The sequence below is a fragment of the Micromonospora zingiberis genome (genome assembly GCF_004331455.1).
Taxonomy (GTDB): Bacteria; Actinomycetota; Actinomycetes; order Mycobacteriales; family Micromonosporaceae; genus Micromonospora; species Micromonospora zingiberis.
Genome location: NZ_SJJR01000016.1, coordinates 92,047 through 115,748, shown reverse-complemented (window position 1 = coordinate 115,748; position 23,702 = coordinate 92,047). Strand labels below are relative to the sequence as shown.

The window sequence follows — 23,702 nt, the reverse complement described above, 5'->3', positions numbered from 1 at the left end:
CCGGGTTGCGGCCGTGGAGTTGCCGGACTCGGTGGCTCGCCGCCCGGGTCAGCACGGCTGGTCCTGGTGCGCCGAGCCGGTGCTGATCAGCCAGCGGCCGTCGGGGTAGCGGGTGGCGGTGGCGGTGGCCAGGTGGCGGGAGCCGCGGGTGCCCGGCACCACCTTCTCGTTGGCGACGTAGACCAGCCGGTAGCCGGTGGCGTCCAGGCAGTCCTGGATCTCCACTGTGGGTGGTTCGGCGTCCAGGTTGACCGAGACCACCGTGGGGTCGGAGCGCAGCGTGCCGGCGCTGACCGCGCCGTGCTCGCGGGCCTGTCGCAGGCCCAGCCGGACCCGGGTCAACAGCGGGTCGGCGAGGAACCGGGTCAGCTCGGGGTGTTGGGGATCGCTGTGCCGGCTCGCCGTACGGGATGCCTTCAGGTATCCGGAGTATGCCTTCAACGCCGCCCGCTCGGCTGCCTTCTCGTCGTCGGCCCGGTCGGTGCCGGCGGGTCCGCTCCGTTCGGGCGGGCTTGTGGTTGACGCCTCCGGTGCGCCGCAGGCGGTGCTCGTGCCGACCGCGGCCACCGCGACCAAGCCGGCCGTCCAACGGCTCAGCTGCCGTGCTCGCACCCTCATGCCCTCCTCGGTGCCGACGCGGCGATCGTGTCGCCGACGTTCTCGGGCGTGCGGTAGCTCGCGACCGGATCCCCCCGCCGGTCCTGCCCCGATACGCAGCCGCATTTGCCCTTATGGATCAATTGCAAATGCACTGTCCTGGGTGGTTGTGGCCGCTGGACGTGGGTTGCGTCACATCCAAGGGGCGAGCATAAGCTGATGCCGGCCGATGCAACAGAGGCAATTCACGCGACTACTCTGGGTCATGAATGGTGGTGGTGATCCGTGGTTACCGGGAGGTTGCCAGGGCCTGCCGGGGTGGCGGCGGCGCGGGATCGAAGCGGCTGGCGCCCCGGTGGGATCCTGCTCCCCGCAGGTGGTGCCGAGGCGGGCTGCGGTGGGGCGGGAAATGGCATGTGGCCCGATCCGTCCCCCGGTTCGCCGCCGGACCTCGCTCGTAAATTGCATTCCATGGGATTTCCATCATTGTTGGCCGCGCATTTCGGGCGAGTCGCGGCCGACCTCCGGGATCCCGTTCCACAACGAACGGAGCGCCACCGGATCCGACCGGTCACACTACGTTCCGTATTCGCTTTCCCGGGGAGGTCGGCATGAGCCGGTCGTACGCCACCGAGCCGGCGCGACACGAGAGCCCGGCGCAACGACCTCCGGCTCCACCGCGCCGCCGGCTCCGGCCGCTGTCCGTGCTGACGCTCACCCCGCTGCTGCGGTACGCCATCGCCCGGCACTCCGTACCACCCGGCACGGATCGCCGCAGCGGATGCGACTCCTGCGGCACCCCGATCAGCCTCGACCACCCCTGGCCGGCACTCGGCCCGGCGGCCCGCTGCGGCAACTGCCGAGCCCGGATCGGTGCGCCACCGGCCACCGTCGAACTGGTCACCGCCGCAGCCATCGCCATGCTGCTGCTGGCCGGCCCGCCCGTCGGCGAACTGGTGGCCATGGCCTGGTGGCTGGCCTTCGCGGTGCCGCTGATCTTCGTGGACCTCGCGGTGCACCGACTGCCCGACCGGCTCACCCTGCCGGCCGCCGCCGGCACCTGGCTGCTGCTCGGGCTGACCGCCCTGGCCGGCGCCGGCCCGGCCCCCTGGCTGCGGGCCACCGCCGCCGGGCTCGGACTGGCCGGCTTCTTCGCCGCCACCACGCTGCTGCTCGGCGCTCGGGGTTTCGGCATCGGTGACGCCAAACTCGCCCTGAGCGCGGGCGCGCTGCTCGGCTGGTACGGCTGGGCGACGCCGGTGCTGGGGCTGCTGCTCGCCGTGACGCTGTCCGGCCTGGTCGCGCTCGGGCTGCTGGTCACCCGACGGGCCCGCTGGTCGAGTCACCTGCCCTTCGGGCCGTACCTGGTCCTCGGGACCATCGGCGCCCTCCTGATGTAAGGAAGGGCACCCTGTTAACGCCTCCGGTAGAGGAAGGGCCCCTTGTTAACAGCTCGGCGCCGGCAGGATGTCGCGTTAGGGTGCGCGGATGCCCGAACTGGAGCGGCTCGCTGCCGAGCACGTCGACGCGCTGCTGGCCTTCGAGCGCGACAACCGCGAGTGGTTCGCCCGCTCGGTGCCGGACCGTGGGGACGACTACTTCGCCGAGTTCACCGACCGGCACGCCGCCCTGCTCGCCGAGCAGGCCACCGGTCGCTGCCACTTCCACGTACTGGTCGACCAGGGCGAGGTGCTGGGCCGGTTCAACCTGGTCGACGTCGCCGAGGGTGCGGCCGAGCTGGGCTACCGGGTGGCGCAGCGGGCCGCCGGGCACGGGCTGGCCACCGACGGCGTACGGCGGGTGGCCACCCTCGCCCGCCAGGCGTACGGGTTGCGTCGGCTGACCGCCGTGACCACCCTGGACAATCCCGCCTCGCTGGCGGTGCTCCGGCGCACCGGATTCACCCCGGCCGGTGCGGTGTCACTCGACGGGCGGCCCGGGCTGCGCCACCTGCTCCCGCTGCTCGCCGAGGACTGAGCCGCCGGCCATCCGCTGCCGCACGGCGGTCAGCTCCTCGAAGGCGTACGCCCAGTTGTGGCACTTGAAGCTGCGGAGTCCCTCGATGGGGGAGCGACAGTCGGCGCAGCGTACGCCGGCGATGCCGGCGGGTAGGCCGGTGTTGACGTAGCGGCGCTCGCCGAGGATCACCGTCGCGATCATCGTCGGGTCGTGCATGCCCTTGAGGGCGGAGGAGACGATGTCGTACCAGGTGATCCGGCGAGCGCACTTCGGGCAGTCCGGCTGGTCGCCGCTGACCCACAGCGGGGCGCCGATGCTGCGGGTCGGCAGGCCCAACAGCTTCTCGATCCGCCGTACGTCGGCCTCGGGCGTGGTCCAGCGATGTCGGCCCGGCAGCGAGGCGGGTGAGTCGTAGACGGCTTGGAACAGCACGGGGTCGACCTCGACGGTCTCGCGTTCACTGGTCATCGGCGTACCTCCGGATGGTCGACGCCCCCACCGTGGTCACCGGCGGGCGGCGGGCACAACCGGATCAACGACACGGCGACCCGGCCGGCCCTGCCTTCCGCCCGGCGGAGAGCCGGTCAGGCCGGTGCCGTCGCGGCGTCGGGAGCGGCGTCGGGAGTGGCGGCCGGCGTCGGCAGCGCAGACTTTCGGACGCCGAGGACGATCAGGTAGCCGAGGATCCAGAACTCGCCCACGGTGGCGGGGACCACCAGCAGGTCCGCGACGATCCCCGCCCCGGGGGCGAGGTACGCGACGAAGGTGTTGAGCACGTAGCCGGCGCCCCCGACGACGAGGATCCAGCCGAGGGCGCGGGGCAACCACCCGGACCGCAGTACGCACCAGCCCATCGGTACGAGCCAGAGGCCGAAGAAGAGGCCACCAACGGTCCACAGGTTTCCGCTGATCAGGTAGAGCAACGCGACGGTGTCGGCGGCGTTGCCGAGCGGCTGGGCGGCCACCTCGGAGGCGGTGGCGAGCAGCGCGGAGCTGCCGAGGATCGCGATGGCGTTGACCATGCCGAAGGCCGCGATGCAGCCGGCGGCGGTGCGGTCGACGCTGCGGAACAGCCGGTAGAACCAGACGGCGGTGCCGGTCTGGGTGAGCACGACGAGTAGTTCGAGGGCGATCGCGGCGCGGGCGAGGGATTCGTGCTGGATCAGGTTGGCGAGGGTCGCTTCGGGGTCACCGGCGGCGAAGAGCCGGGGCCGGATGGTCAGGAAGCCCAGTGCGCCGGCGGCGGCCAGGCTGAGGTAGAACAACCCGGTCGTCCGGGCGGTGCGGATCAGTGGATGCATGGTGGACTCCTTCGGATGCGCTGGCGGGTCCCGCTGCCGCTCGGCCGACCGCCTTACGACGTAAGGCAACCATACGATGTAAGGTCAAGGGGAGATGGGAGCCGGATTGGGAGCGAGAAAGCCTCGTGAGCCGCTGAGTCGGGAGCGCGCCCTGGCCGCCGCGATCGCGTTGGTCGACGCCGAAGGGCTGGCCGCCCTGACCATGCGCCGCCTCGCTGCCGAACTCGGCGTCGAGGCGATGTCGCTCTACCACCACCTGCCCGGCAAGCAGGGACTGCTCGACGGGCTCGCCGAAGCGGTCATCGCCGAGATCCACGCGGCGGTGGCCGCCGTCGACTCCACGCTGGAGGGCGCGGACTGGCGTAACCGCCTGCGGCAACGATTCCTGGCCGCCCGCGCGGTGATGCTGCGCCACCCGTGGGCGCCCGCGCTGCTCGGCTCCCGCCCCACCATCCCCACCGGGCTGTACACCTACTACGACGGCATCATCGCCACGCTGCGGGACGGCGGATTCTCCTATCGGATCGCCCACCGGGCGTTGCACGCGTTCGGCAGTCTGGCGCTCGGCTTCGCCCAGGAGGTATTCCGGCCCGCGTCGGCCGGCGGCCAGACCGACGTCGAGGCCGCCGAGGAGGAGTTGGCCGCGATGGCCGCCCAACTGCCCCACCTGACCGCGATGGTGGCGGCCGAGGTGCACGCCGCCGAGGACCCGACGCTCGGCTGGTGCGACAGCCAGGTCGAGTTCGAATTCACCCTCGACCTGCTCTTCGACGGCCTCGACCAGGCCCGCGACTGATGCCGCCGACGGCCTGCGGGCCGCAGATGCCCGGCGCGGACACGCCGCAGCAGCACTGATGGGCATGTAATGAAAGACCTGCGGCAGGCGCTTTGCCCGGCATGAGAGCACTGCGTCGTACCCTCGCCGCGATCGTCGTATCGACGTTCGCGCTGATCGCCACCGCCACGCCTGCGGCTGCCATCACCGGCGGCGAACCTGACGGTGACCGGCACCCCAACGTCGGCCTGATCCTGTTCTACGACGAGACCGGCCGCTACCGCTGCTCGGCCACGCTCGTCTCGCCGACCATCGTCCTCACCGCCGCGCACTGCACCCTGGGGACCCTCGGCAAGACGCTTGTCACCTTCGACACGGCCATCGCCGAGGCGCCGCCGAACCCGCTCCCGGTGGCCACCGATCCGAGCGTCGGCTACACGACCGCGGAACTCGCCGCCGCCGGTTACCTCTCCGGTACGGCGCTCACCCACCCCGAGTACTCGGACTTCACCGACCTGGACAACTGGAACGACGTCGGCGTGGTGGTGCTGGACACGCCGGTGACCGGAATCGCTCCGGCGACGGTGGCCCCCACCGGGTACCTCGACCAGTTCGCCCAGCCGAAGCTCAACAAGACCGTCTTCGGTCTGGTGGGTTACGGCACCGAGGTGCGCAAGCCGGAGGCGGGCCCGCAGAAGCCGCAGCCGATGAGCTACCCGCTGATCCGCCGCTACACGACCTCGCCGGGGCAGAAGCTCACCCCGCAGGTCCTCCAGCTCAACGGCAACCCGAACGACAACCGGGGCGGTGGCGGCACCTGCTTCGGTGACTCGGGCGGCCCGACCTTCCTCAACGGGTACCTGGTCGCGGTGACCAGCTACGGCTACACCAGCAACTGCCGCTACCTCGGCGGCTACCAGCGGGTCGAGATCCCGGTCGTCCAGGACTGGCTCGCCACCGTCGGCTGAACCACCGCACGGACCGGCGGGTGCTCCTTCGGCGAGCACCCGCCGGGACAGCCGCCACCGACCCGTTCGTCGCGTACGCAGCGCTGCGGGTCGGCCGGGTCGTAGGGCACGTACCGCGGCCGGTGTCAGTGGTTCTGCCGTTCGAGCGCACGTCGGAGAACGCCACGGACGCCGGGCAGGGTGAACGCGCGCATCGTGACGTCGTTCAGCCACACGTGCACGCGGCTCGGTGGGGCGTACTGGTGCATGCCCCGACGGGCGAGTGCCTGCCGTTTGACGACCGTCGGCCGCAACGCGGTTTCCCAACCGGCCAGGGCCGCCGGGATGTCCTGGGCGGGCTCGTGCAGGGCGGCGCCGAGTCGGTCGGCCCCGGCCATCGCCAGGGCGGCACCGTGCCCGGCGAAGAGGGTGACGCACCAGGCCGCGTCGCCGAGCAACACGATCCGGCCGTCGCTCCACCGTGGCATGACGACCTGGCTGACCCGGTCGAAGTAGGTATCGGCGGGATCTTCGGCCAGTTGACGGAGCGCCTCGGGAACGCCTGCGGCGAGGTCGGCGAAGGCGGTGCCGAGGGCATCGGCCGGGCCGCGACTCAGCTCGCGGCTCGGATCCGCGCAGCGGTAGGCGAAGAACGCCGAGCAGCCGCGCGGGCCCAGGTTGATGATCGCCGCCGTACGGCCGGGGCCGATGAAGGTCGTGGCGGACGACTCCGGCACGTCGTGCACGGGCCCGGTGAGCGGGACCGCCGCCACCAGGTACGGCAGGTCGACCCGGAACTGCGGGCCGAAGACCGACGTACGGGTCGCCGAGTGCACCCCGTCGGCACCGATGAGCAGGTCGGCTTCCTCGGTGGTGCCGTCGCTGAGCTGGATGCGCACCCGGTCGCGGTCCTGGTCGACGGCGGAGACGGTGGTGCCGAAGCGGAGTTCGCTGTGCTCGCGTACCGCCTCGTACAGTGCGGTTTCCAGATCGCCGCGGAACACGGACATGGCGCGCGGGCCCAGGGTGGCCTCGGCGAGGGCGGCCGGCACGGCGAACTTCGGCCGCCCGTCCGCCCGGACCAGCACCGTGCCGAACGGGCCCAGCGCGCGGTCGGACAGCGCGGGTAGCAGGCCGAGCCGCTGCGCCGCGTCGTATCCCGGCCCGAGCAGGTTCACCAGGTAGCCACCGCTGCGCCGGGTCGGGGCGCGCTCCACCACGGTGGTGCGCCAGCCGTCGCGGCCAAGACGCAGGGCTGCGGCCAGACCGGCGATGCCGGCACCGACGATGACAGCTCGCCTCATCCGTGCTCCTTCGAGATCGAGAATGAGCGTACGCTCAAACACTATGAGCGTTTGCTCAAAATTTCGCAACAGTCACTCCCCGGCGGCGCCTAAGATCGGGGCATGCCCCGTGGAGTCGCCACCCCCGAGCCTCGGCAGCAGCTCTTCGCCGCCGTGGAACGTGTGATCGTGGGCGACGGGCCGAGCCGGCTCACCAGCCGGGCGGTGACCCGCGAGGCGGGCGTCGCCACCGGGCTGCTGTTCACCCACTTCACGAACTTCGACGACTTCCTCGTCGGCTACGCGGTCGACCGGAGCTTCCAGATCGCGGGCGCGGTGGCCGGCCTGCCGGCCCGCGCCGGTGCCGCGACAGTGGCCGAGAACCTCGGCGAGGTCGGTCAGGCGCTACCGCTGAGCATGCTGCTGGCGATGGCCCGACTGCTGGCGTACCGGCCCGGTACGACGGCGAGCGTCGAGGCGGTGCTCGGGCCCGGAACCGCCGGCCTGCAGCCACTCGAACAGGCGACCGCCCGTTACCTGGCCGCCGAGCAGCGGCTGGGTCGGGTGCCCGCCGGCACCGACCCGGACGCCCTGGCGCTGGCCGTGGCCGGGGTGCTGCAACACGTAGTGCTGAGCTACGGAACCAGCCCGGCGGCAGCCACCCGCATTCGCCGGGCCATGGCAGCGCTCACAGAAGGTTTCCCCGCCGTCACCCGGTGACAATGGTCGGCCTAGACATCGATTGACATCAAGTTGTGTTAGCGCTAACATCCTGCCCACGGCGCCGGATGGCCGCCAGGAGAATCGCGCAGCACTGCGGCCTGTCGGGCTGGTCCGAGCCCACGACCGCAGTCGACCCGGGCACACGCGACCACCTCTCCGCGGCCCCTCGCGCCCGTCGAAACCGTGCTGACGCCACCACCAGACGCCGGCACACGGTGAGGAGCGCGCCCGCGCTGATACCCGTGCGCGCTCCCGAACGAAGGAGCGAGTCATGAAGTCCATCGGTGCGGCCCGTCCCGGCCACCCACCAAGACGTCGCTGGCGGTCCGGGCTCATCGCCTCGGCGCTGAGCGCCGTCATGATCGGCGCCATCGGAATCGTGGGCGCGGCGCCCGCCGCCGCTGCCACGGTCGACACGAACGCCTGGTATGTGCTGGTCAACCGGAACAGCGGTAAGGCGTTGGATCTGTACAACCTGGCCACCACGGACGGGGCGCGGATCACGCAGTGGGCGCGCAACAACGGCAATCAGCAGCAGTGGCAGTTCGTGGACTCCGGTGGTGGTTACTACCGGTTGAAGTCGCGGCATTCGGGCAAGGTGCTGGACGTCTACAACTTCTCGACCGCCAACAGCGCCAGCATCGTGCAGTGGGCCGATCACAACGGGACGAACCAGCAGTTCCGGCTGGCCGACTCCGACGGTGGCTACGTCCGGTTGATCAACCGGAACTCGAACAAGGTGATGGAGGTGCAGAGCGCCTCGACCGCCGACGGCGGCAACATCGTGCAGTACGACGACTTCAACGGCAACCACCAGCAGTGGCAACTCGTCCGCGTCGACGGCGGCAACCCCGGCAACCCGGGCAACGGCACCGCCGGCTGCGGCCGGGCCCCGGCGATCGCCAGCGGTACGCACACCATCACCAGCAACGGCAAGCAGCGTACGTTCATCCTGCGGGTGCCGGACAACTAAAACCAGAACAACCCCTACCGGTTGATCTTCGGCTTCCACTGGCGCGGCGGCACCGCCACCGACGTGGCCACCGGCCAGACCGTGCAGCGCGACGTCTGGTCCTACTACGGCCTGCAACGGTTGGCGAACAACACCGCGATCTTCGTCGCGCCCCAGGGCATCGGCAACGGCTGGGGCAACGCCGGCGGCGAGGACGTCACCTTCGTGGACGACATGCTGCGCCGCATCGAGGACGGGCTCTGCGTGAACCCGCGCCAGCGGTTCGCCACCGGCTTCAGCTTCGGCGGCGGCATGAGCTACGCCCTGGCCTGCGCCCGGTCCAACGTGTTCCGCGCGGTCGCGGTGCTCTCCGGAGCGCAGCTCAGCGGGTGCAGCGGCGGCACCGGACGGATCGCGTACCTCGGCGTGCACGGCACCCGTGACGGCGTACTCGGCATCGCCAGCGGCCGGTCGCTGCGCGACCGGTTCGTCCAGAACAACGGCTGCGCCGCGCAGAGCCCGCGAGAGCCGGCATCGGGCAGCCTGACCCACATCCGGACCGCCTACTCCGGCTGCGCGGCCGGATTCCCGGTCGAGTGGATCGCCTTCGACGAGGGCCACATCGCGGCGCCGCAGGACGGCGCACCCGGCGACAGCGGCTCCCGTACCTGGGCACCCGGCGAGACCTGGCGGTTCTTCAGCCAGTTCCAGTGACGCCGGCCAGCGGCTGCGCCCACCCGGGCGCACCCCGGTCCGACGCGCGCTGACGTCGGGCGGGCCCTGGGCGGCGGCGGTGTGTCCACATCGCACGCCGACCCAGGGCCCGTCCGGCCTGGTAGGGCGGGAAATCCTTGGAGTACGGATCCGGGTGCGTCGTACGGTCATGGCTGGTCCCGGCGCGGAACGGCCAGTCGGACATCAAGACAGCGGGGTGGGGCGAATGGTCGAGGTGGAGCGGTTGACGGGCGGAGGCGTCAACGAGGTCCTCCGGATCGGCGACACCGTACGCCGCCCCACCGGGCCCTGGTCACCCCGGGTCCACGACCTGCTGCGGCAGTTGGCGGCGCAGGGTTTCGAGGCGGCACCGCGCGTACGCGACACCATGCCCGGTTTCGAGATCCTCGACTTCATTCCCGGCGACGTGTCGAACTATCCGCCCACCGCCGCGGCGGCCTCCATCGAGGCATTGGAGAGCGCGGCCCTGCTGCTGAGGGCGTACCACGACGCGACAGTCGAGTACGCACGCCGAGCGCCACGGGACGGATGGCAGGTGGCAGCCACCGAACCGGTGGAGGTGATCTGCCACGGCGACTACGCGCCGCACAACTGCGTGCTGCACGGCAACCGGGTCGTCGGCATCATCGACTTCGACCACGCACAGCCCGGACCCCGGCTGTGGGACGTCGCCTACGCGGCGTACCGGTGGGTGCCGATGACCGCCCCGGAGAACACCGACGGCTTCGGCACCACCGAGGAACAGGCAGCCCGGTTGCGTACGTTCTGCGACCGCTACGGACTGGCCAACGACGCCCGATCCTCGCTGGTCGACGTCGCGGTAGCGCGGCTACACGCGCTGGTCGACTTCATGCACAGCCAGGCCGCCGCCGGCAACAGCGCGTTCGCCGGGCATCTCGCGGACGGGCACCACATCCAGTACCTCAACGACGCGAGCTACATCCTCGCCCAACGCGCGGTCTTCGAACGCGACCTGCACCAGTGAGCGGAACGACCTGCTGGCTTCATCAGAATCTCTCGTCAGAGTCCGCCCCGGACAAGGCGATGATTCCCCAAACGATCAACGCGATCGAGCCGCCGATCCATACCGTCATGACGACCCTGTCACCGAGCGATCCGAGCTTGACCGCCATGCATACCCACATCAGCAGGAGTACGACGCCGCACCCCAACCGGCGTCGCCCGCCGGAGGCAGACCTCTTCTCGACCTGCTCTGAAGCAACCCGCTGCGCCTGCACGTCGCGCAGCGCAGCCGTCATCCGCGTCAGCGCGACGGTCCGCTCCTCGGGGGATCCGTACTCCGGACCACGCGATGCGGCAGCGCGCGTCCGCTCCGCCGCCCGCCGCTGAGCAGCGAACTGTTTGAGGAACGCGCGAGCCGCCCTGTTTTCGGCCGTCACCGCACCTGCCAGCGTGTACTTGAACAGGCAGATGTCCATCTCGTTCGCGTACTCGACAGCGGGCGAGGAGAATCCCGCGCCGGAGAAGACAAACAGGGCCTTATCCACGTCGCGCCCTCGGGCGCCGACCAGGCGCTGCAGGACGGGCCGACCAACCTGGACCGCTTCGCACTTCACCTGGGCGAGCGCCGCGCGTGACCAGACGTCGACGCCGGAGTCGGCGCCGCCCTCGGTGACCCTCGCGTCAGCGAAGCCCCAGTACCTCATCCAATCCGCGGCGTTCGACTCCGCCTTCTGCCAGCTGTCGATCGCCTGCGGCAGCGGTTCCGTCAAGGGGTTCCTCCCCAAGCACTCCTGAAGGTCACGAGTGGCCCACGGCCGAGCGTGGACGACAAACGTGAACCGCTCCGAGCAGCAGACGAGCAGGGTAACGGACTCCACCGCGACGGATCCCAGGGCCGGCGATCATGATCCACGGCGCCTCCAGCGGGCGGTCCGCGCCACCCGGCGGGCTCGGGCTTGCCGGTGTCCTCGTACCCCTGCGTTCGGCAACGGAGAGTTACTGAATGTGCTCGTGATGTTGCTGTGGGGGTGTCGCCGGGCCGGCTTGCTTAGCGTGCCCAGAGCATGACTTTGTGCTTTGTGGCCAGGTAAGAATCTTGATCCTTAATCTCCCTGGAACTTTGTGGACGATGCGACATCAACATCTGCCCCTCGCCACGGATGGTAACTGGCGGGACTGAGAGGACGAGGGGACACGATGAACGAGACGCTGCCGGAGCCGCTCTCCGGTTACGGAGTGATGGCGATGGCCCTGACCATCGCCGGAGCGGTGGCCGGGCTGGTACGCGCCTACGTGGCGCACCGGACACGGTTACACGAGGAACGCGAGGCATCGACACGCAACGCGGCCCGGCTGGCCGGGTTGGTCGAGCTTGCGGCAGCCGACCGCGAGGTGGTGCGGATCGTGGAGAGTGATCGCGATGGACATCGCGAGGTGGAGTTGGGCAGCCGCATGATGCTCGGCTGTGACGAGGCCAGGGAGGCCGCGTGACCGAGGTCGAGGGCACCGCCGCCCTGACGCCCGAACCGGCGGATCGGGAGGCGGCGCGAAAGGCGGCGGCGGCACGTCTCAAGGCCGAACACGACCGGGAGTTCGCCGCCTTCGTCGAGGCGTCGTACCACAAAGTGGAGGGAATTCTCCGGGCAGAGTGCCGGGACCGCGACATGGTCGAGGACGCGCTCAACGAGGCGTACCTGCATGGGCGGGTCAAGTGGTCCACGCTCCGCGACCACGTCAAGCGGATCGGGTGGGTGATCATTACGGCCCGGTTCAAGATTCTCAAGGATCAGCAACGACGTCAGCGCGAAGCCGCAATGGCGCCGGAAGACCTGCCGCCGGCGCCGCAGTCGAACATCGTCGACGCCTGGGAGGCCCAGGAGGTGCTGAGCACCTGGTTGAGCCAACTCCCGTCGCGGCAGGCGGTGGTGTTCCAGATGGAGCATGACGGCTTCTCCAACCAGGAGATCGCCCGCATCCTCGGGGTGACCGAGATCAGCGTCCGCTCGTACAAGGCTGCCGCGAAGAAGCGGCTGCGCGAGCTGGCTGAGGAGGCCGGCTACACGGACTCGGAAAGCCGCCGACGCCAGGGAGGTAGCCGTGAATCTCGATGACATCCTGGCGCTGGCTGCGACAGGCGGGCCCAGTCCGCTGGAACTCGCCCGCGCCCGCCGCTTCGCGCGATCGGTGCAGAGCCAGTACGACATCGCCTTCGCCGAGGGATACGAGATCATCGTCGACACCGATGTCGTCGACCCGCTGGCCACGGGTGTCGACGAGGCGACCAGAGTCGCCCGCGCCGCCCAACTGGCCAAGCTGGGGACGATCACCTGGGCGCCGGGCGAGGCCGAGGGCCTCGAACGCCTCTCCTGGTCGGACGAGATGGCGATGATCTTCGGGCATGCGCCCGGAACGCTGCGCCTCACCCTTGAGGCGCTGATCGAACTCGTACACCCCGACGACGTACGGCGGGTGCGTCAGGCGGTCCGGACGGCCTGGGAGCAGGAACGTCCCGACGAGGTCACCTTCCGGGTGATCCAGCCGGGCGGCAGCATCCGCCACGTGCAATGCCACCTCGAAATCCTCACCACCGCGGGCGAGCCATCGGGCGTCATCGCCACCGGCGAGGACGTCACCGCGCTGGAACTCGCCCGGCAGGAACGCCGCCGGCTGGCCATCCGCAGCGAGATGCTCTCTGCCGACCTGACCGCGCAGGACACCTTGACCGGACTGCCCACCCGTAGCTACCTCACCGACGAGGTCGATCGCGCCCGGCGTACCACCGGCGGGGCCCTCATCGTCGTGGCGACCGAACCCGCCGTGCGGCTACCCGATGCGCTCACCGACGAGGACCGCGAACAGTTGACGGCATCAGTCGCCCTGCGCCTGCGCGCGATCGTCGGGGACGAGGCGACCTGTGGGCTGGTCGGCTCCGGCCTGTGGGGCGTGCTCCTCACCACCGCCGCCGACGAGCAGGCGGAGCCCGCCGAAGCCCTGGCGGACCGGATCGTGGACACGTTCCGAAGCCACCTGTTCGGCGTCCGGCAGCGGACCTCACGCCTCAACACCTGGGCAGGCGTGGTGCACTTCAACGGCGGCGTGCTCGCCAGCGGGGCCGATCTGCTGGTCGACGGAGAGCACGCGGCCAGCGACGCGCGCAGCAACGGTGTCCCGGTCACCGTCCTCGACCAGCCTGTCTCGGACCAGGAGCGGATCGAGAGATGCCGTTCCCGGGTTCGGCATGCGGTCGTGACCAACCGGTTCGCCCTCTATTCCCAGCCGATCGTCGACCTCAGCCTCAACCAGGTCACGCGCCACGAGATCCTGCTACGGGTACGCAGCGGCAGCGGTGAATATGTCACGCCCTGGGCCTTCCTCGACATGGCCGAGCGGGTCGGCGAGATCCTCGCAGTGGACAAGTGGGTCATCGACCATGCCCTGGAACTGATCGGTCAGGGCGCCCAGACCTCGCACTACCAGGTCAACATCTCTGGCAAGTCCCTCGCCGACCCCGGCCTGCTCGCGTACGTGACCGAGGCCATCCATCGGCACAAGGTCAAGCCCGAATGCCTGACCTTCGAGATCACCGAAACCGCTCTCATCGAGAACCGTAACGAAGCGCTGGACTTCGCCACCGGGATCAGACAGGTCGGCTGTGGCCTCGCGCTCGACGATTTCGGTACGGGGTACGCCACCCTCTCCCACCTGAAGTACCTGCCGGTGGACCTGGTCAAGATCGACGGGTCGTTCGTCGTCGACATCTGCCGATCACCGGCGAACCGGGCCATCGTGTCGAACATCGTCAACCTGAGCCACGCTCTCGGGATCCGGGTTGCCGCCGAACACGTCCAGGACGAGGAGACCATCGAACTTCTGAAGGGCTGCGGGGTCGACTTCGCGCAGGGCTACCAGACCGGAAGACCCAAAGCGATAGCGATCTGCCCGGAGGAGCAGGTGCGGAGCATCGAGTTCGAGTTTCGGCTTCCGTCGCAGTCTGCCCTGGGATAGTGCCTCGTCTCCGCACGTTGCTCGGTGATCCGTGGGTTCCGACGTTGGCACCGTGGCTGGCGTGCCCGGGGGGCGGTCGTGGTGCCCTCACCAAGAAGCCAAGGGGGTCACCGGTCGGTCACCGCTGGCGCCGACCCCGCCGTGCGGCCCAGAGCGCGCCGATGATCGCCGCCGCCACCGGCAGCAGGCAGCAGAGGGTGAGAAGAAACAGGTGCCACGGCCTGAGTGCTCCCATGGCCGCGAACAATAACCACCACGGGCCACCCGAGCCGTCCCGCTCGGCCGCAACTCGGCGCACGCCGTACCTGTGCGAACGGGGCGGGAAGAGCACACATCCGGCTCCGTACGGGCCGGTAAGGGCGGGCGCTCGGACGTAGCATCGATCCGTGACGTACGGGACGGCAACGCTGATCGCTTGCGGGGCCCTCGTCTTCGGCGGACCAATCGGCCTGGGCCTGTTCGCCAACCTGATCCGGCGGCGAGATTTCGGCAGGCGCTCGCTACGGCGTTTCGTGGCCGGCGGCATTGTCGTGTCCGGGGCGATCTTCTTCCTTGGCGGTCCTGCCTCGAACTGGCTGGTTCCCCCGCCGTACGACCCGATCCTCGCCAGCGGTCGCGGCCTGGACCTGCGCGGCTCCCTGTTCTGGCTGGCCGCCTGGGCCGGCGCGGCGCTGACCTTCGCCATCGCGCTCGCCTACGGCGTCGACCTGAGCCGGTTGAGAAGGTCGCGGCAGGCGACCTGACACGGCACATCACGCGGGTCAACGGGCCAGCTCCACCGTGGACTGATCGCGTCGGTGCCCCTCGCTAGGGTGCTGCGGTGGATGATGATCGTCGTATCTTGCCGCCTCCCCTGTCCGAAGCCCACGAGATCGGCTTCGACTACCGCGACGGGGACGGCGTCGACTTCGAGCCGTACCCGAACTTCCTGGACGAACACGAAACGGCCGACTGGTGGCGGGCCTGGACGGGCAACGCGGAGCTCGACGGCTCCGAGTTCCGGGTCTTCGGGCAGGACGGCACGGGCGGCCTCGCCGCCTTCTGGCTGGTACGTAATGGTGAGCCGATCGAGCAACAACCGGTGGTGTTCCTCGGGTCGGAGGGCCAGACGGCGGTCGTAGCGCAGAACCTGCCGGCCTATCTCTGGCTGCTCGCCGACGGCTTCGGTCCCTGGGAGGCGGCGCAGTATCCCGAGCACGAGCATCAGCCCCGCCCGGACGCCCGCCGCACCGAGATCGCCGAACGCCGGGCGGCGGCGCATCGCAGGTCGGCGGGCGAGGTGATCACCGCGGCGCGTGACGAGTTCCCCGACTTCGAAGAGCTGATCGACTCGATGTGCCGATAGCTGACGAGGGACCCGTATCCGGTCAAGCGCCCGCTGACCAAGACCGGCCGATGGTTGTCGGTGGGCGACCTGGCCGTGACCTTTTGTGATATCCCGTGGCCTTGGTGAGGTCCTGACAGGTTCCTGACAACTCTCCGGAACAGTCCACTATGTTCTGTCTGATCCGAGCTGGCCGATCGGAAGCAGCCGACAGGTCCGTCTCAGAGCGGGCCCCGGTCAGGAGCGGCATCGTCGACCAAGCGGTCATACCGACAGGCCAGCGGCGGACCACCGCCGGGTCTCACCCATCGATTGGAGCACGATGACCGAAGTCAACAGCCGGTCGGCCGCAACCCCGGCACACCGAGCCTCGACCGTAACTCTGCGGCGTAAGCGCGGCCTCGCCGCGATGATCTTCGTCGCCCTGTTCGTCGCCGCGTCCGCGATGGTCGTCCCGACACCCGCACAGGCCCAGTACGTCGGTCAGAACTACCTGCGTAACTGGGCGACCGGGCGCTGCCTGGACACCGACCTGTCCGGCCAGGTCTACACGAACCCGTGCTCGCTACCGGTCGGCAGCAACCGGAACCAGCTCTGGGAACCGCGACGTTACGGCCACGAGGGCGGCATCGACTCCGTCATGCTGGTGAACGTGGCGACCGGCCGATGCCTGATGAACGTGGCCGTCCTCATCGCGCACAACGGCTGCGACTCGGCCTTTCTCCCGAACTACTTCTTCTCAGTCACGGGTGACCCGTGGTACCAGACCATCTTCGTGAACGAGGCCGGCGGCTGCCTCGACTCCAACCACAACGGTCAGGCATACCTGCACCCCTGCAACGGCGGCGGCTTCCAGAAGTGGAGATTCGGCTACTAGCGGCGATCGTGACCCGGTCCGCCCCCAGGCCGGCGGGCCGGCGCCACAATCGGATGGCCCAGCCGGATCGGGTGCGGTCCGAGGTCATCCGGCCTGCTGGCGTTCATCCCGGTCGGGTTCGGCTGGCACGGTTGCTGTACATCGCTGCTGGACGTCCGGCGGCTGTCTGGTCCAACCGATGAAGCGTCGGTGCAGTGCACCGGCCGGTGCCCAGGACATGTCCTCGGCGGCTTGAATGAGGCAGGCCCCGAGGTAGAGCGCCAGCGACACCGGCGCGTCCGCGTACTCCGCGCGTAGCTCTCGCCGCCGGGTCGGACACGGCCACGGCAGGTCGCAGCCGCCACAGCTCCAGATCGGCATGACCGGGCCGTGGGTGGTCACCGGACACCGCCCAGGAACCGGGCGACGTTGGCGCGGGCCTGCTGGCTGGTCGCCCAGTCCACCTGCCAGCACGGGTACGGGGCCAGGCGCGACCACCAGGCGCGACAGCCGATACACATACCGTCGAGCCCTCGAACGTGTACGGCCAGGATCATCCGCTCCGGACTGCCGGTCACTGCTCACCCTCCTGCGGCCAGTGGCCCGGGTTGATCGGAATCCGGTGCCAGGCCCGGCACGGCAGGTCGGCTCCGCAACCGCAGATGCGCCGCCAGAGTCGCCACGACCACACCGGCCGATGCCGCCGGGCGAAAGTCAACGCGGTGGCGGAGAGGTACTCGTCATACGAGACGCTCCGTCTGCGCGGAGTCGCCCGTCCGGACGCGCCGGCCACGGTTCGGCTCACCGGAGGTTCCCCGGCCCAAGTCCGCTGGCTGGTTCGCCGGGCAGGTCCCACGGCCGCTCGTGGCCGCCGTGGGACCGTAGGCGTGCCGCATGGTCGAGCAACCGTTGCTGCGCCGCCGCCTGCTCAACTTCCTGGTACCGCTGTCCGGTCCCCGGCGGCGGTGGCGGCTCGGGACGCCCCAGCAGCCACCGCGTCAGCAGGTGCAGGTGGGATCGCAGCGTCACCGTCCCACCTCCTCGTCGAGCGCCGGACGGGCGGGTCCGACGGGAGGTTCGGAGCTGTGGAGGGTGCCTGTCCTCGCCAGACCCAGCGGATTGTCGGCATCGAAGAACATGTCCGAGACGATTCCGTCGAACAGGGTGTGGCGGCCATGTCCGCTGGTCATGTCACGGTGACATGGGCGGCCTCGACCTGCCCGGACAGCGACCCTAGGCTCCAGGTTGAGCACCATGAGTAGTCACCCGACGACACTGGGAGCCGTTGTGCTGCTCGATCACCTTCGGATTCCCGATGACCTCTGGTCGCACAAGGAGATCCGTGCCGCGCTGGCTGCCCGCGATATCGGTGCCCTGTTTCGGCTGGTCGCCCGGCACACCGGCGCGAGTCAGACCCGCATCGGGGCTGCCGTTGGCCTGGAGCAGGGCTACGTCAGCCGGATCGTCGCCGGTCGGCGAGTGACCTCCATCGACGTTCTGGAGCGGATCGCCGACGGCTGCGGCATGCCCGACGAATCACGGATGACGCTCGGCCTCGCACCTCGCCAGCGCTCATATCGCCCGGACATGGCCGACCACCGGCACGGCCGGCACAGTGATCTACCGGCCAACCGCTCCTGGCGCGATGACATCCGCGCCGCCGCGCAGCTATGGGAAGGCGACGTGAACCGCCGAGAAGTGCTCCGCCAGACAGTGTTCAGCTCCGCCGTCTACACCCTTCCCGCCCTGCGCTGGTTCACCGCCACCACTCCGCAACCCGCCGCGCAGGAGGGGCGCCGGACGGTCGGTCAGCCCGACATCGACACCATCCGCGAGATGACCGCCACGTACCGACGACTCGACAACCAGTACGGCGGCGGCCACGCCCGCGACAACGTCACCCGCTACCTTCACCACGAGGTCACACCGCTGCTGACCGAGGGCCGCTACGATCCGGCAACCGGCCGCAAGCTGCTCGCCGCCGTCGCTGAGTTGACGCAGCTCGCCGGCTGGCAGGCGTACGACATGGCCGAACACGGCCTCGCCCAGCGCTACCTCACCCATGCCCTCGACCTGGCCAGAACCGCCGCCGACGCCGGCCTGGGCGCCGAAATCCTCGCTGCGATGAGCCACCAAGCCACTTACCTCGGCCACACCGCCACCGGCGTCGACCTCGCCCGCGCCGCCCGGCAGACCGCACACCGCGCCGGAATCACCGTGCTGACTGCCGAGGCGCTGGTCATGGAAGCCCACGCCCACGCCGTCGCCCACGACGAACCCGCCTGCGCCACCACACTGCACCAGGCGGAACAAACCCTCGACAGGGCCGATCGCAGTGGCGACCCGCAATGGCTCGGCTACTTCGACGAGGCGTACCTGTCAGCCAAGTTCGGCCACTGCTTCGCCGCACTCGCCCAATACCGCCAGGCCGAACGCTTCGCCGCCCGCTCGCTGCGGATGGACGAACGCTACGTACGCGGCAAAGCCTTCAACCTCGCACTCCTGGCCACCATCCAGGCCCGCCTTGGCGAGCCCGAACGCGCCAGCATCATCGGCGCCCAGGCCCTCACCCTGACCACGCAACTGAAGTCCGCCCGCGCTGTCGGCTACGTCCGTAATCTGCAAAGGAACCTCATGGCGCACCGCCGCCGACCAGCCGTCCGACACCTCATCACCCGCATCGACGCCGCCCTCGGGCAACGCCGCTGACTACAACTCGCCCCGGGCCTCACGCGCGACCAGCTCCAACACCGCGATCACCGTACCGGCACCCACGATCTCACCCTGGGAGACGAGATGCCGTGCCTCCTCCAACGGAATCCAAGCGACCTGCTCGGCCTCGTTGACATCCACCGGGGCACCGATGTGCTCCGCATCCCGAGCAAGAAACAGCAGGTTTTCCGCATCCGCAGTCGCTACCCACGGCTGGAACGCCAGCAATGGCTCCACCGCACCCGGACGCCACCCGGTCTCCTCCTCGACCTCTCGGACCGCACACGCCGCCGGCTGCTCCCCGTCATCGACGTAGCCACCCGGCAACTCCCACACCCACCGATCGAACACGAACCGGTGCCGCCGCATCAGCAACAGGCGCTCCTGACCGTCAAGCACGGCAACCATCGCCGACCGGGGCGCACGGATCACATACTGCTCGAAGCGGACCCCATCGGGCAGCTCCACATCGGCGATGCTCAACCGCGCCCGCCGGCTACCATCCACCACCCGCTCACCATGGATCGTCCACCGCGTCGATCCGATGCCCTCTTCCTCCGCCATCCGGCCAGTATCCGGCCAGCGGTACCGAGCTGCTGCCTCACGGCAGGCGCGGAGGTTGGTTTAGGTCTTATGCGTGTGCTGAAACCGATCAATCAATCATGTGGTGGGACGATGACGCTCCCGAGTGCGGCGGCCAGGTTCTCGGTTCTGCCTGTGATTCCGGTCCGCTCGGCGCTGTCCGGCCCTGTGCTGGGGCAACATTCCTGGTGGTACAAGCCGCTGGATAGGTAGAACATCAGTTCGACACTCTTGTTCATGGAGCGCATCGGTGTGCGGGAGCTGAACCGGAAACAAGCCAGGCGTTGGCTCGGGTGAGCGGTGGCGAAACCGTCGAGATCACCGATCGCGGACACCCGATCGCCCGACTTGTTCCCGTGAGTGACGACAGGTCGATGCTGGCCAAGCTGGTAGCTGCGGGGCGGGCCGTCGCCCCGACCGGTGGCGGTCCTGTCCCGCTTCCGCCGAAACTCGGCGACGATGACGTGGAGGTGGCCGACACGCTCGCCGCGATGCGGGACGAGGAGCGCTGGTGATCTACCTCGACACGGCCGCCGTCGTCAAGCTGGTGCGTCAGGAGGCATACAGCTCAGACCTTGTCTCCTGGCTCAACGACCACGACGATGCGCCGCTGGCAGCCGCGTTCGCCGAGCCGACGCTACGTAGCCTGACCTGGCGGACCGGCATCCGGAATCCGGCCAGACGCTAGAAACCGATGACCGCCCGACGCTGCTGGTTCCAGTCCAGGCGCTATCGGTCGCCGTAGTGGTACCGGCAGGCGATGATCTCGACGTCGTCCTTGGTGATCCGGTACACCAGCCGGTGTTCGCGGTCGATTCGGCGGGACCAGAAGCCGGACAGCTCGCCCCGTAGGGGCTCCGGCTTGCCGATGCCCTCGTACCCGTTGCGCATCACGTCCGCGATCAGGTCGTTGATGCGCTTGACCAGCTTGCGGTCGATGTGGCTGAGGTACTGGCTCCACGCCGTTGCGGTGAAGACCAGCCTCACGCGACGTCTCGCGCGGTGTCCGGGTCGGTCAGCTCCCGCTCGGCCGTGTCGCCCTGCTCAAGCTCCGCGATCGATCGGCGGAGGGCTGCGGCGTTGCTGGGGCTGCGCAGGAGGTACTCGGTTTCCTTCATCGACTCGTACTCGGCAAGCGACACGATCACCACCGGCTCGTGGCCCGAGCGGGTCACCACTACTTCCTCGGCGTCGTTGATGACGCTGTCGAGTTCGGCGGCCAGGTTCTGTCGTAGCTGGGTGAAGTTCACGGTCCGCATGACCACCTCCAGGCAGGTACAGAAAACTGTACCTCAGGCGGAGCGTGTTGCCTCACCCCTGGCCGGTGCTGCACTTCGCTGCTTACGAGTCGTGATCACCACTGAAACAGCCCGAGAAAGGGCCGCTGACCTGCCTAGGAGTGGGCCGCCAGGGACTCGAACCCTGAACCTATGGATTAAAAGTCCACAGCTCTGCCATTGAGCTAGCGGCCCGTCTGAGACACGATACCGGACCGTAGCAGAGCCACCCATCCGCTGGACGCCCTTGCCGTCGCGGATAAGCCGTGCGCTGTTTCTGCAGCTCAAGCCTCATTTGCGCATAGCAGATGGAGTGGGCGCGTGGTGGCGATACAGGAGATAACGCCCCACCGTACGCCCGCGCTCTGGGCGGTTTTCCGACTAAGCTGCGCCGTCACTCCGCGTAACTGAACCCGAGGTCTTTCTCGCTCAAGGTAGCGACATGTTGCCAACATGCGAGCACCCAAGGGATGCCTCAGGTCCATACTGGACAGTTTGAGACTCCGTTTGCGCAGGTGAGAGCGTTGTTTCAAGTTTGGATTATTGAGGCCTCGGGGGCTTTTAATCCATAGGTTCGGGGTTCGAGTCCCCGGCGGCCCACCTGAGTCGTCCTCCTGCGGATGCCTCGCAGATGTGCCGACTACGGCACCTGATCGGCGTGGTACTAGGGCAGAGGCGGCTTCGGCCTTGGCGCGTTCGGACTCGAGTTCGTGCACGACCGAGGTGTAGGTGTTCGCAGCGACGGTGATACTCGAGAGCCCGAGTACCTCCTGGATGTCCTTGAGGTCGGATCCGGACGCCTTGAGGAACGTCGCGGCGCAGTGCCGCAGGTCGTGCAGCCGGATCGGCGGCAGCCCGGAACGTGCGACGAGTCGCTCGAAGCGATCGCTGACCTGCTCAGGATGCCACTGACGACCGTCAGGTTGCACGAAGAACAACCCGGTCTTCGGCCAGGCGGCGTCGGCCTGCCGGCGTTCCCGCCGCTCCTGGTAGATGCGTAGCGCCGTGGTCGTGGAGGCGTCGAGCGCGATGATGCGGTCACCGGCGTAGCTCTTGACGATCTTGATCACTGGTCGATAGCCGACGGTCGTGAGCTGCTGGGTGATCGTCACGGTCCTCCCCTCCAGGTCGACGTCGCTTTCGCGCAGGCCGAGTGCTTCGCCGCGACGCAGGCCCCGGTGCAGGATGAGAGCGACGATGGGGTAGACAAAGACGTCATGGTCCTCGACGTGATCGAGGAACGCGCCGGCTTGCTCGGGTGTCCACACCATGACGCTGCTGGGCCGTAGTCCCGTCTCCTTCCACTGCTGCATGGCGGCGGAGGTCCATACCCGCGCCCTCGGTGCTTGAACCGACGGCAACTCGACGTACGCGGCGGGGTTGAACTCGATGAGTCGATGGGTGCGTATCGCATCGTTGAGAGCCTTACGCAGGGTCGCGCGGATACGTTGCATCGTTGCCGGGCCCGTCCTACGGACACCTCTGACCGACGCCCGGACCTGGACGTCATCACTGCAGCGGGCGATGTCGATCTGGAGGTTGCGGTCGCTGATGCTGTCGAACATCGACTGGAGATGGCCGACTCGGAGCCGATCGATCGGGATGTGACCAAGGTGTGGAACGAGATGAACACGGATATGGGTCTCGTAACTGACCAACGTGGTGGGTTGGATCTTGCGACGACTGGCGTGCCACTGCCAGAGGTAGTCACCCAGGGTCATCGCCGCAGATGCCACGAGCCCGGCGCGGACGCGGCGGACAACAGAATCCCGATCGGGAAACGGTCGACCACTCTTAGTGTCCTTGAGCATGCGCGCGATATCGTTGCCGACTGTGGTGTCGTCACCAGCGAGTTCGAGTAGCGACTGTGCGCGGCTACGGTCAACGAGTGCCGCTTCACGGGTAGCGAAACCGAAACGTCGCAGCTGCCACCGTTTGCCATCGGGCTGCACCGGTAGCTCGATCCGGTAGCCCCACGTGCCGTGGGCGGCGCTCCACGCACCACAGGCACGACGCAGCCTCGGACATGCGGCGCCGATCTTGTTCTTGTTCTCATCACGACAAGAGCAACTCTTGAACGGCGATCCCCGTGACATGTGTTACCCCCGGTAGGCGCCTACGCCTTGCGATGGGGTTCCGCTGGCGGCGCTCTTTAGCTGAGCCTCATGTGCACGGATGCCGAACCGTTGGTCAAGGTCTGGTACTCGTCGCCTTACTTGCGAAGGGGGCAGCGACTGCAGCGTGGACGTAGAGTTCACGCCCTCTTTCGTCGTGCATCGTCTCCACGGCTCGCTTTCGGCCGCAGGAAAACTACCCCGATCGTCCCGGATGCCCGATTCAATCACCCTGGGATAGTAGAACCAAGCAACAGCAGGAGGAGCTGAAACAGTACTGGCTGCTCAAAAGAGTGACTAAGAGCGACCGGCAATAGGCCGACACGTCCTGATAGCCAGCCCGCCACCCAGGGCGGGGAAGATCTTGGTACGAATCTGTCCCTTGAGGGGCGCCCTCGTACCAAGATCTCGGATGCCTTGGCGTGGCAGCGAGCCTGCCAGATGGTTGCCTGGGGTCAGTGACGGGCCCCTGGGCATGTGCCGCGTCCGCCTCCGGCCGCTCGACCTCCCGCTGCGTCACCACCACCAATTGCCGGCCGCTCTAATACTCCAACGTCACTTGGGTCGGGTGTTGGGCGTGGCGCGGGCATGAGGACG

General features: G+C 68.7%; 27 protein-coding genes, 1 tRNA gene and 2 pseudogenes. 17 read left to right on the top strand and 13 right to left on the bottom strand.

Going from position 1 to position 23,702, the window contains the following annotated elements; genetic code table 11:
* Positions 1–48: 48 nt before the first annotated feature.
* A complete protein-coding gene (locus tag E0H26_RS21445) occupies positions 49–618 on the bottom strand; it encodes a hypothetical protein (RefSeq protein WP_420812862.1) in 570 nt (189 codons plus the stop codon).
* Positions 619–1,208: 590 nt separating this feature from the next.
* Here E0H26_RS21445 and E0H26_RS21440 point away from each other — a divergent pair.
* Positions 1,209–1,997: a prepilin peptidase gene (locus E0H26_RS21440; RefSeq protein WP_131306508.1), complete on the top strand. Its 789-nt coding sequence runs from the start codon at positions 1,209–1,211 to the stop codon at positions 1,995–1,997.
* A gap of 88 nt (positions 1,998–2,085) precedes the next feature.
* Positions 2,086–2,574 (top strand): GNAT family N-acetyltransferase, encoded by a 489-nt coding sequence (locus E0H26_RS21435; RefSeq protein WP_131306506.1) that lies wholly within the window; start codon positions 2,086–2,088, stop codon positions 2,572–2,574.
* Here E0H26_RS21435 and E0H26_RS21430 read toward each other — a convergent pair.
* Together E0H26_RS21430 and E0H26_RS21425 are read right to left on the bottom strand one after the other, a co-directional pair.
* Positions 2,518–3,024, bottom strand: coding sequence for a hypothetical protein (locus tag E0H26_RS21430; RefSeq protein WP_131306504.1), 507 nt, complete (start codon positions 3,022–3,024; stop codon positions 2,518–2,520). The genes E0H26_RS21435 and E0H26_RS21430 overlap by 57 nt on opposite strands.
* A gap of 116 nt (positions 3,025–3,140) precedes the next feature.
* The gene (locus E0H26_RS21425) at positions 3,141–3,857 is read right to left on the bottom strand and encodes a DUF4386 domain-containing protein (protein WP_131306502.1); all 717 of its coding nucleotides are present in this window, start codon (positions 3,855–3,857) and stop codon (positions 3,141–3,143) included.
* 94 nt (positions 3,858–3,951) lie between these two features.
* On the opposite strand from E0H26_RS21425, the gene E0H26_RS21420 reads away from it, so the two are divergent.
* Positions 3,952–4,653, top strand: a complete 702-nt coding sequence (locus E0H26_RS21420; RefSeq protein WP_131306500.1) for a TetR/AcrR family transcriptional regulator C-terminal domain-containing protein — start codon at positions 3,952–3,954, stop codon at positions 4,651–4,653.
* A 101-nt stretch (positions 4,654–4,754) separates the two neighbouring features.
* A complete protein-coding gene (locus E0H26_RS21415; protein WP_131306498.1) occupies positions 4,755–5,600 on the top strand; it encodes a trypsin-like serine protease in 846 nt (281 codons plus the stop codon).
* A 125-nt stretch (positions 5,601–5,725) separates the two neighbouring features.
* On the opposite strand, the gene E0H26_RS21410 is transcribed toward E0H26_RS21415, so the two are convergent.
* A complete protein-coding gene (locus E0H26_RS21410) occupies positions 5,726–6,883 on the bottom strand; it encodes an FAD-dependent oxidoreductase (protein WP_131306497.1) in 1,158 nt (385 codons plus the stop codon).
* A gap of 102 nt (positions 6,884–6,985) precedes the next feature.
* Here E0H26_RS21410 and E0H26_RS21405 point away from each other — a divergent pair, with 102 nt between their 5' ends.
* The 4 genes and pseudogenes from E0H26_RS21405 (at position 6,986) to E0H26_RS21395 (ending at position 10,257) form a co-directional block, all read left to right on the top strand.
* Positions 6,986–7,582 (top strand): TetR/AcrR family transcriptional regulator, encoded by a 597-nt coding sequence (locus E0H26_RS21405; RefSeq protein ID WP_131306495.1) that lies wholly within the window; start codon positions 6,986–6,988, stop codon positions 7,580–7,582.
* 274 nt (positions 7,583–7,856) lie between these two features.
* A pseudogene (locus tag E0H26_RS30075) lies at positions 7,857–8,447 on the top strand (RICIN domain-containing protein); the annotation flags it as partial.
* 132 nt (positions 8,448–8,579) lie between these two features.
* Positions 8,580–9,251, top strand: coding sequence for a CE1 family esterase (locus E0H26_RS30070; RefSeq protein WP_240742295.1), 672 nt, complete (start codon positions 8,580–8,582; stop codon positions 9,249–9,251).
* A 226-nt stretch (positions 9,252–9,477) separates the two neighbouring features.
* Positions 9,478–10,257 (top strand): aminoglycoside phosphotransferase family protein, encoded by a 780-nt coding sequence (locus tag E0H26_RS21395; protein ID WP_131306493.1) that lies wholly within the window; start codon positions 9,478–9,480, stop codon positions 10,255–10,257.
* 22 nt (positions 10,258–10,279) lie between these two features.
* Here E0H26_RS21395 and E0H26_RS21390 read toward each other — a convergent pair whose 3' ends face one another.
* Positions 10,280–11,005 (bottom strand): restriction endonuclease, encoded by a 726-nt coding sequence (locus tag E0H26_RS21390; protein WP_131306491.1) that lies wholly within the window; start codon positions 11,003–11,005, stop codon positions 10,280–10,282.
* Positions 11,006–11,432: 427 nt separating this feature from the next.
* Between E0H26_RS21390 and E0H26_RS21385 the strand changes: the two genes are divergently transcribed.
* The 6 genes from E0H26_RS21385 to E0H26_RS21360 all read left to right on the top strand — a co-directional run bounded on the left by E0H26_RS21385 (position 11,433) and on the right by E0H26_RS21360 (position 16,441).
* On the top strand, positions 11,433–11,726 hold the full coding sequence (locus tag E0H26_RS21385; protein WP_131306489.1) for a hypothetical protein: 294 nt from the start codon (positions 11,433–11,435) through the stop codon (positions 11,724–11,726).
* Positions 11,723–12,346, top strand: coding sequence for an RNA polymerase sigma factor (locus E0H26_RS21380; protein ID WP_131306487.1), 624 nt, complete (start codon positions 11,723–11,725; stop codon positions 12,344–12,346). The genes E0H26_RS21385 and E0H26_RS21380 overlap by 4 nt, the downstream gene beginning before the upstream one ends.
* On the top strand, positions 12,333–14,240 hold the full coding sequence (locus E0H26_RS21375) for a GGDEF domain-containing phosphodiesterase (protein WP_131306485.1): 1,908 nt from the start codon (positions 12,333–12,335) through the stop codon (positions 14,238–14,240). Before E0H26_RS21380 ends, E0H26_RS21375 begins: the two co-directional genes overlap by 14 nt.
* A gap of 386 nt (positions 14,241–14,626) precedes the next feature.
* Positions 14,627–14,983, top strand: coding sequence for a hypothetical protein (locus E0H26_RS21370; RefSeq protein ID WP_131306483.1), 357 nt, complete (start codon positions 14,627–14,629; stop codon positions 14,981–14,983).
* Positions 14,984–15,081: 98 nt separating this feature from the next.
* Positions 15,082–15,585 carry an SMI1/KNR4 family protein gene (locus E0H26_RS21365; protein ID WP_240742294.1) on the top strand — a complete coding sequence of 168 codons (504 nt, stop codon included), beginning with the start codon at positions 15,082–15,084 and terminating at the stop codon, positions 15,583–15,585.
* Between the two features lie 301 nt (positions 15,586–15,886).
* Complete coding sequence (locus tag E0H26_RS21360; RefSeq protein ID WP_131306479.1) at positions 15,887–16,441, top strand: RICIN domain-containing protein; 555 nt, start codon at positions 15,887–15,889, stop codon at positions 16,439–16,441.
* A gap of 84 nt (positions 16,442–16,525) precedes the next feature.
* Here E0H26_RS21360 and E0H26_RS21355 read toward each other — a convergent pair whose 3' ends face one another.
* The 3 genes and pseudogenes from E0H26_RS21355 to E0H26_RS21345 form a co-directional block, all read right to left on the bottom strand.
* The gene (locus E0H26_RS21355) at positions 16,526–16,822 is read right to left on the bottom strand and encodes a hypothetical protein (protein WP_131306477.1); all 297 of its coding nucleotides are present in this window, start codon (positions 16,820–16,822) and stop codon (positions 16,526–16,528) included.
* A pseudogene (locus tag E0H26_RS30465) lies at positions 16,819–17,142 on the bottom strand (hypothetical protein); the annotation flags it as partial. The pseudogene E0H26_RS30465 and the gene E0H26_RS21355, both read right to left, overlap by 4 nt.
* 79 nt (positions 17,143–17,221) lie before the next feature.
* A complete protein-coding gene (locus tag E0H26_RS21345) occupies positions 17,222–17,449 on the bottom strand; it encodes a hypothetical protein (RefSeq protein ID WP_131306475.1) in 228 nt (75 codons plus the stop codon).
* Positions 17,450–17,707: 258 nt separating this feature from the next.
* Here E0H26_RS21345 and E0H26_RS21340 point away from each other — a divergent pair, with 258 nt between their 5' ends.
* Positions 17,708–19,129 carry a helix-turn-helix domain-containing protein gene (locus tag E0H26_RS21340; RefSeq protein WP_131306548.1) on the top strand — a complete coding sequence of 474 codons (1,422 nt, stop codon included), beginning with the start codon at positions 17,708–17,710 and terminating at the stop codon, positions 19,127–19,129.
* Here the strand turns inward: E0H26_RS21340 and E0H26_RS21335 are convergent, their stop codons facing one another.
* A complete protein-coding gene (locus tag E0H26_RS21335) occupies positions 19,130–19,696 on the bottom strand; it encodes an NUDIX hydrolase (protein WP_131306473.1) in 567 nt (188 codons plus the stop codon).
* Positions 19,697–20,070: 374 nt separating this feature from the next.
* Between E0H26_RS21335 and E0H26_RS30060 the strand changes: the two genes are divergently transcribed.
* Together E0H26_RS30060 and E0H26_RS30055 are read left to right on the top strand one after the other, a co-directional pair.
* Positions 20,071–20,229, top strand: a complete 159-nt coding sequence (locus E0H26_RS30060; RefSeq protein WP_240742301.1) for a hypothetical protein — start codon at positions 20,071–20,073, stop codon at positions 20,227–20,229.
* A complete protein-coding gene (locus E0H26_RS30055) occupies positions 20,226–20,402 on the top strand; it encodes a PIN domain-containing protein (RefSeq protein ID WP_240742293.1) in 177 nt (58 codons plus the stop codon). Before E0H26_RS30060 ends, E0H26_RS30055 begins: the two co-directional genes overlap by 4 nt.
* A 41-nt stretch (positions 20,403–20,443) precedes the next feature.
* Here the strand turns inward: E0H26_RS30055 and E0H26_RS21320 are convergent, their stop codons facing one another.
* The 4 genes from E0H26_RS21320 to E0H26_RS21305 form a co-directional block, all read right to left on the bottom strand.
* The gene (locus tag E0H26_RS21320; protein WP_131306471.1) at positions 20,444–20,701 is read right to left on the bottom strand and encodes a Txe/YoeB family addiction module toxin; all 258 of its coding nucleotides are present in this window, start codon (positions 20,699–20,701) and stop codon (positions 20,444–20,446) included.
* Positions 20,698–20,973: a type II toxin-antitoxin system Phd/YefM family antitoxin gene (locus E0H26_RS21315; protein WP_131306469.1), complete on the bottom strand. Its 276-nt coding sequence runs from the start codon at positions 20,971–20,973 to the stop codon at positions 20,698–20,700. Before E0H26_RS21315 ends, E0H26_RS21320 begins: the two co-directional genes overlap by 4 nt.
* A 141-nt stretch (positions 20,974–21,114) precedes the next feature.
* A tRNA-Lys gene (locus tag E0H26_RS21310) sits at positions 21,115–21,186 on the bottom strand.
* 89 nt (positions 21,187–21,275) lie between these two features.
* On the bottom strand, positions 21,276–22,943 hold the full coding sequence (locus E0H26_RS21305) for a tyrosine-type recombinase/integrase (protein WP_240742292.1): 1,668 nt from the start codon (positions 22,941–22,943) through the stop codon (positions 21,276–21,278).
* Positions 22,944–23,702 lie beyond the last annotated feature (759 nt).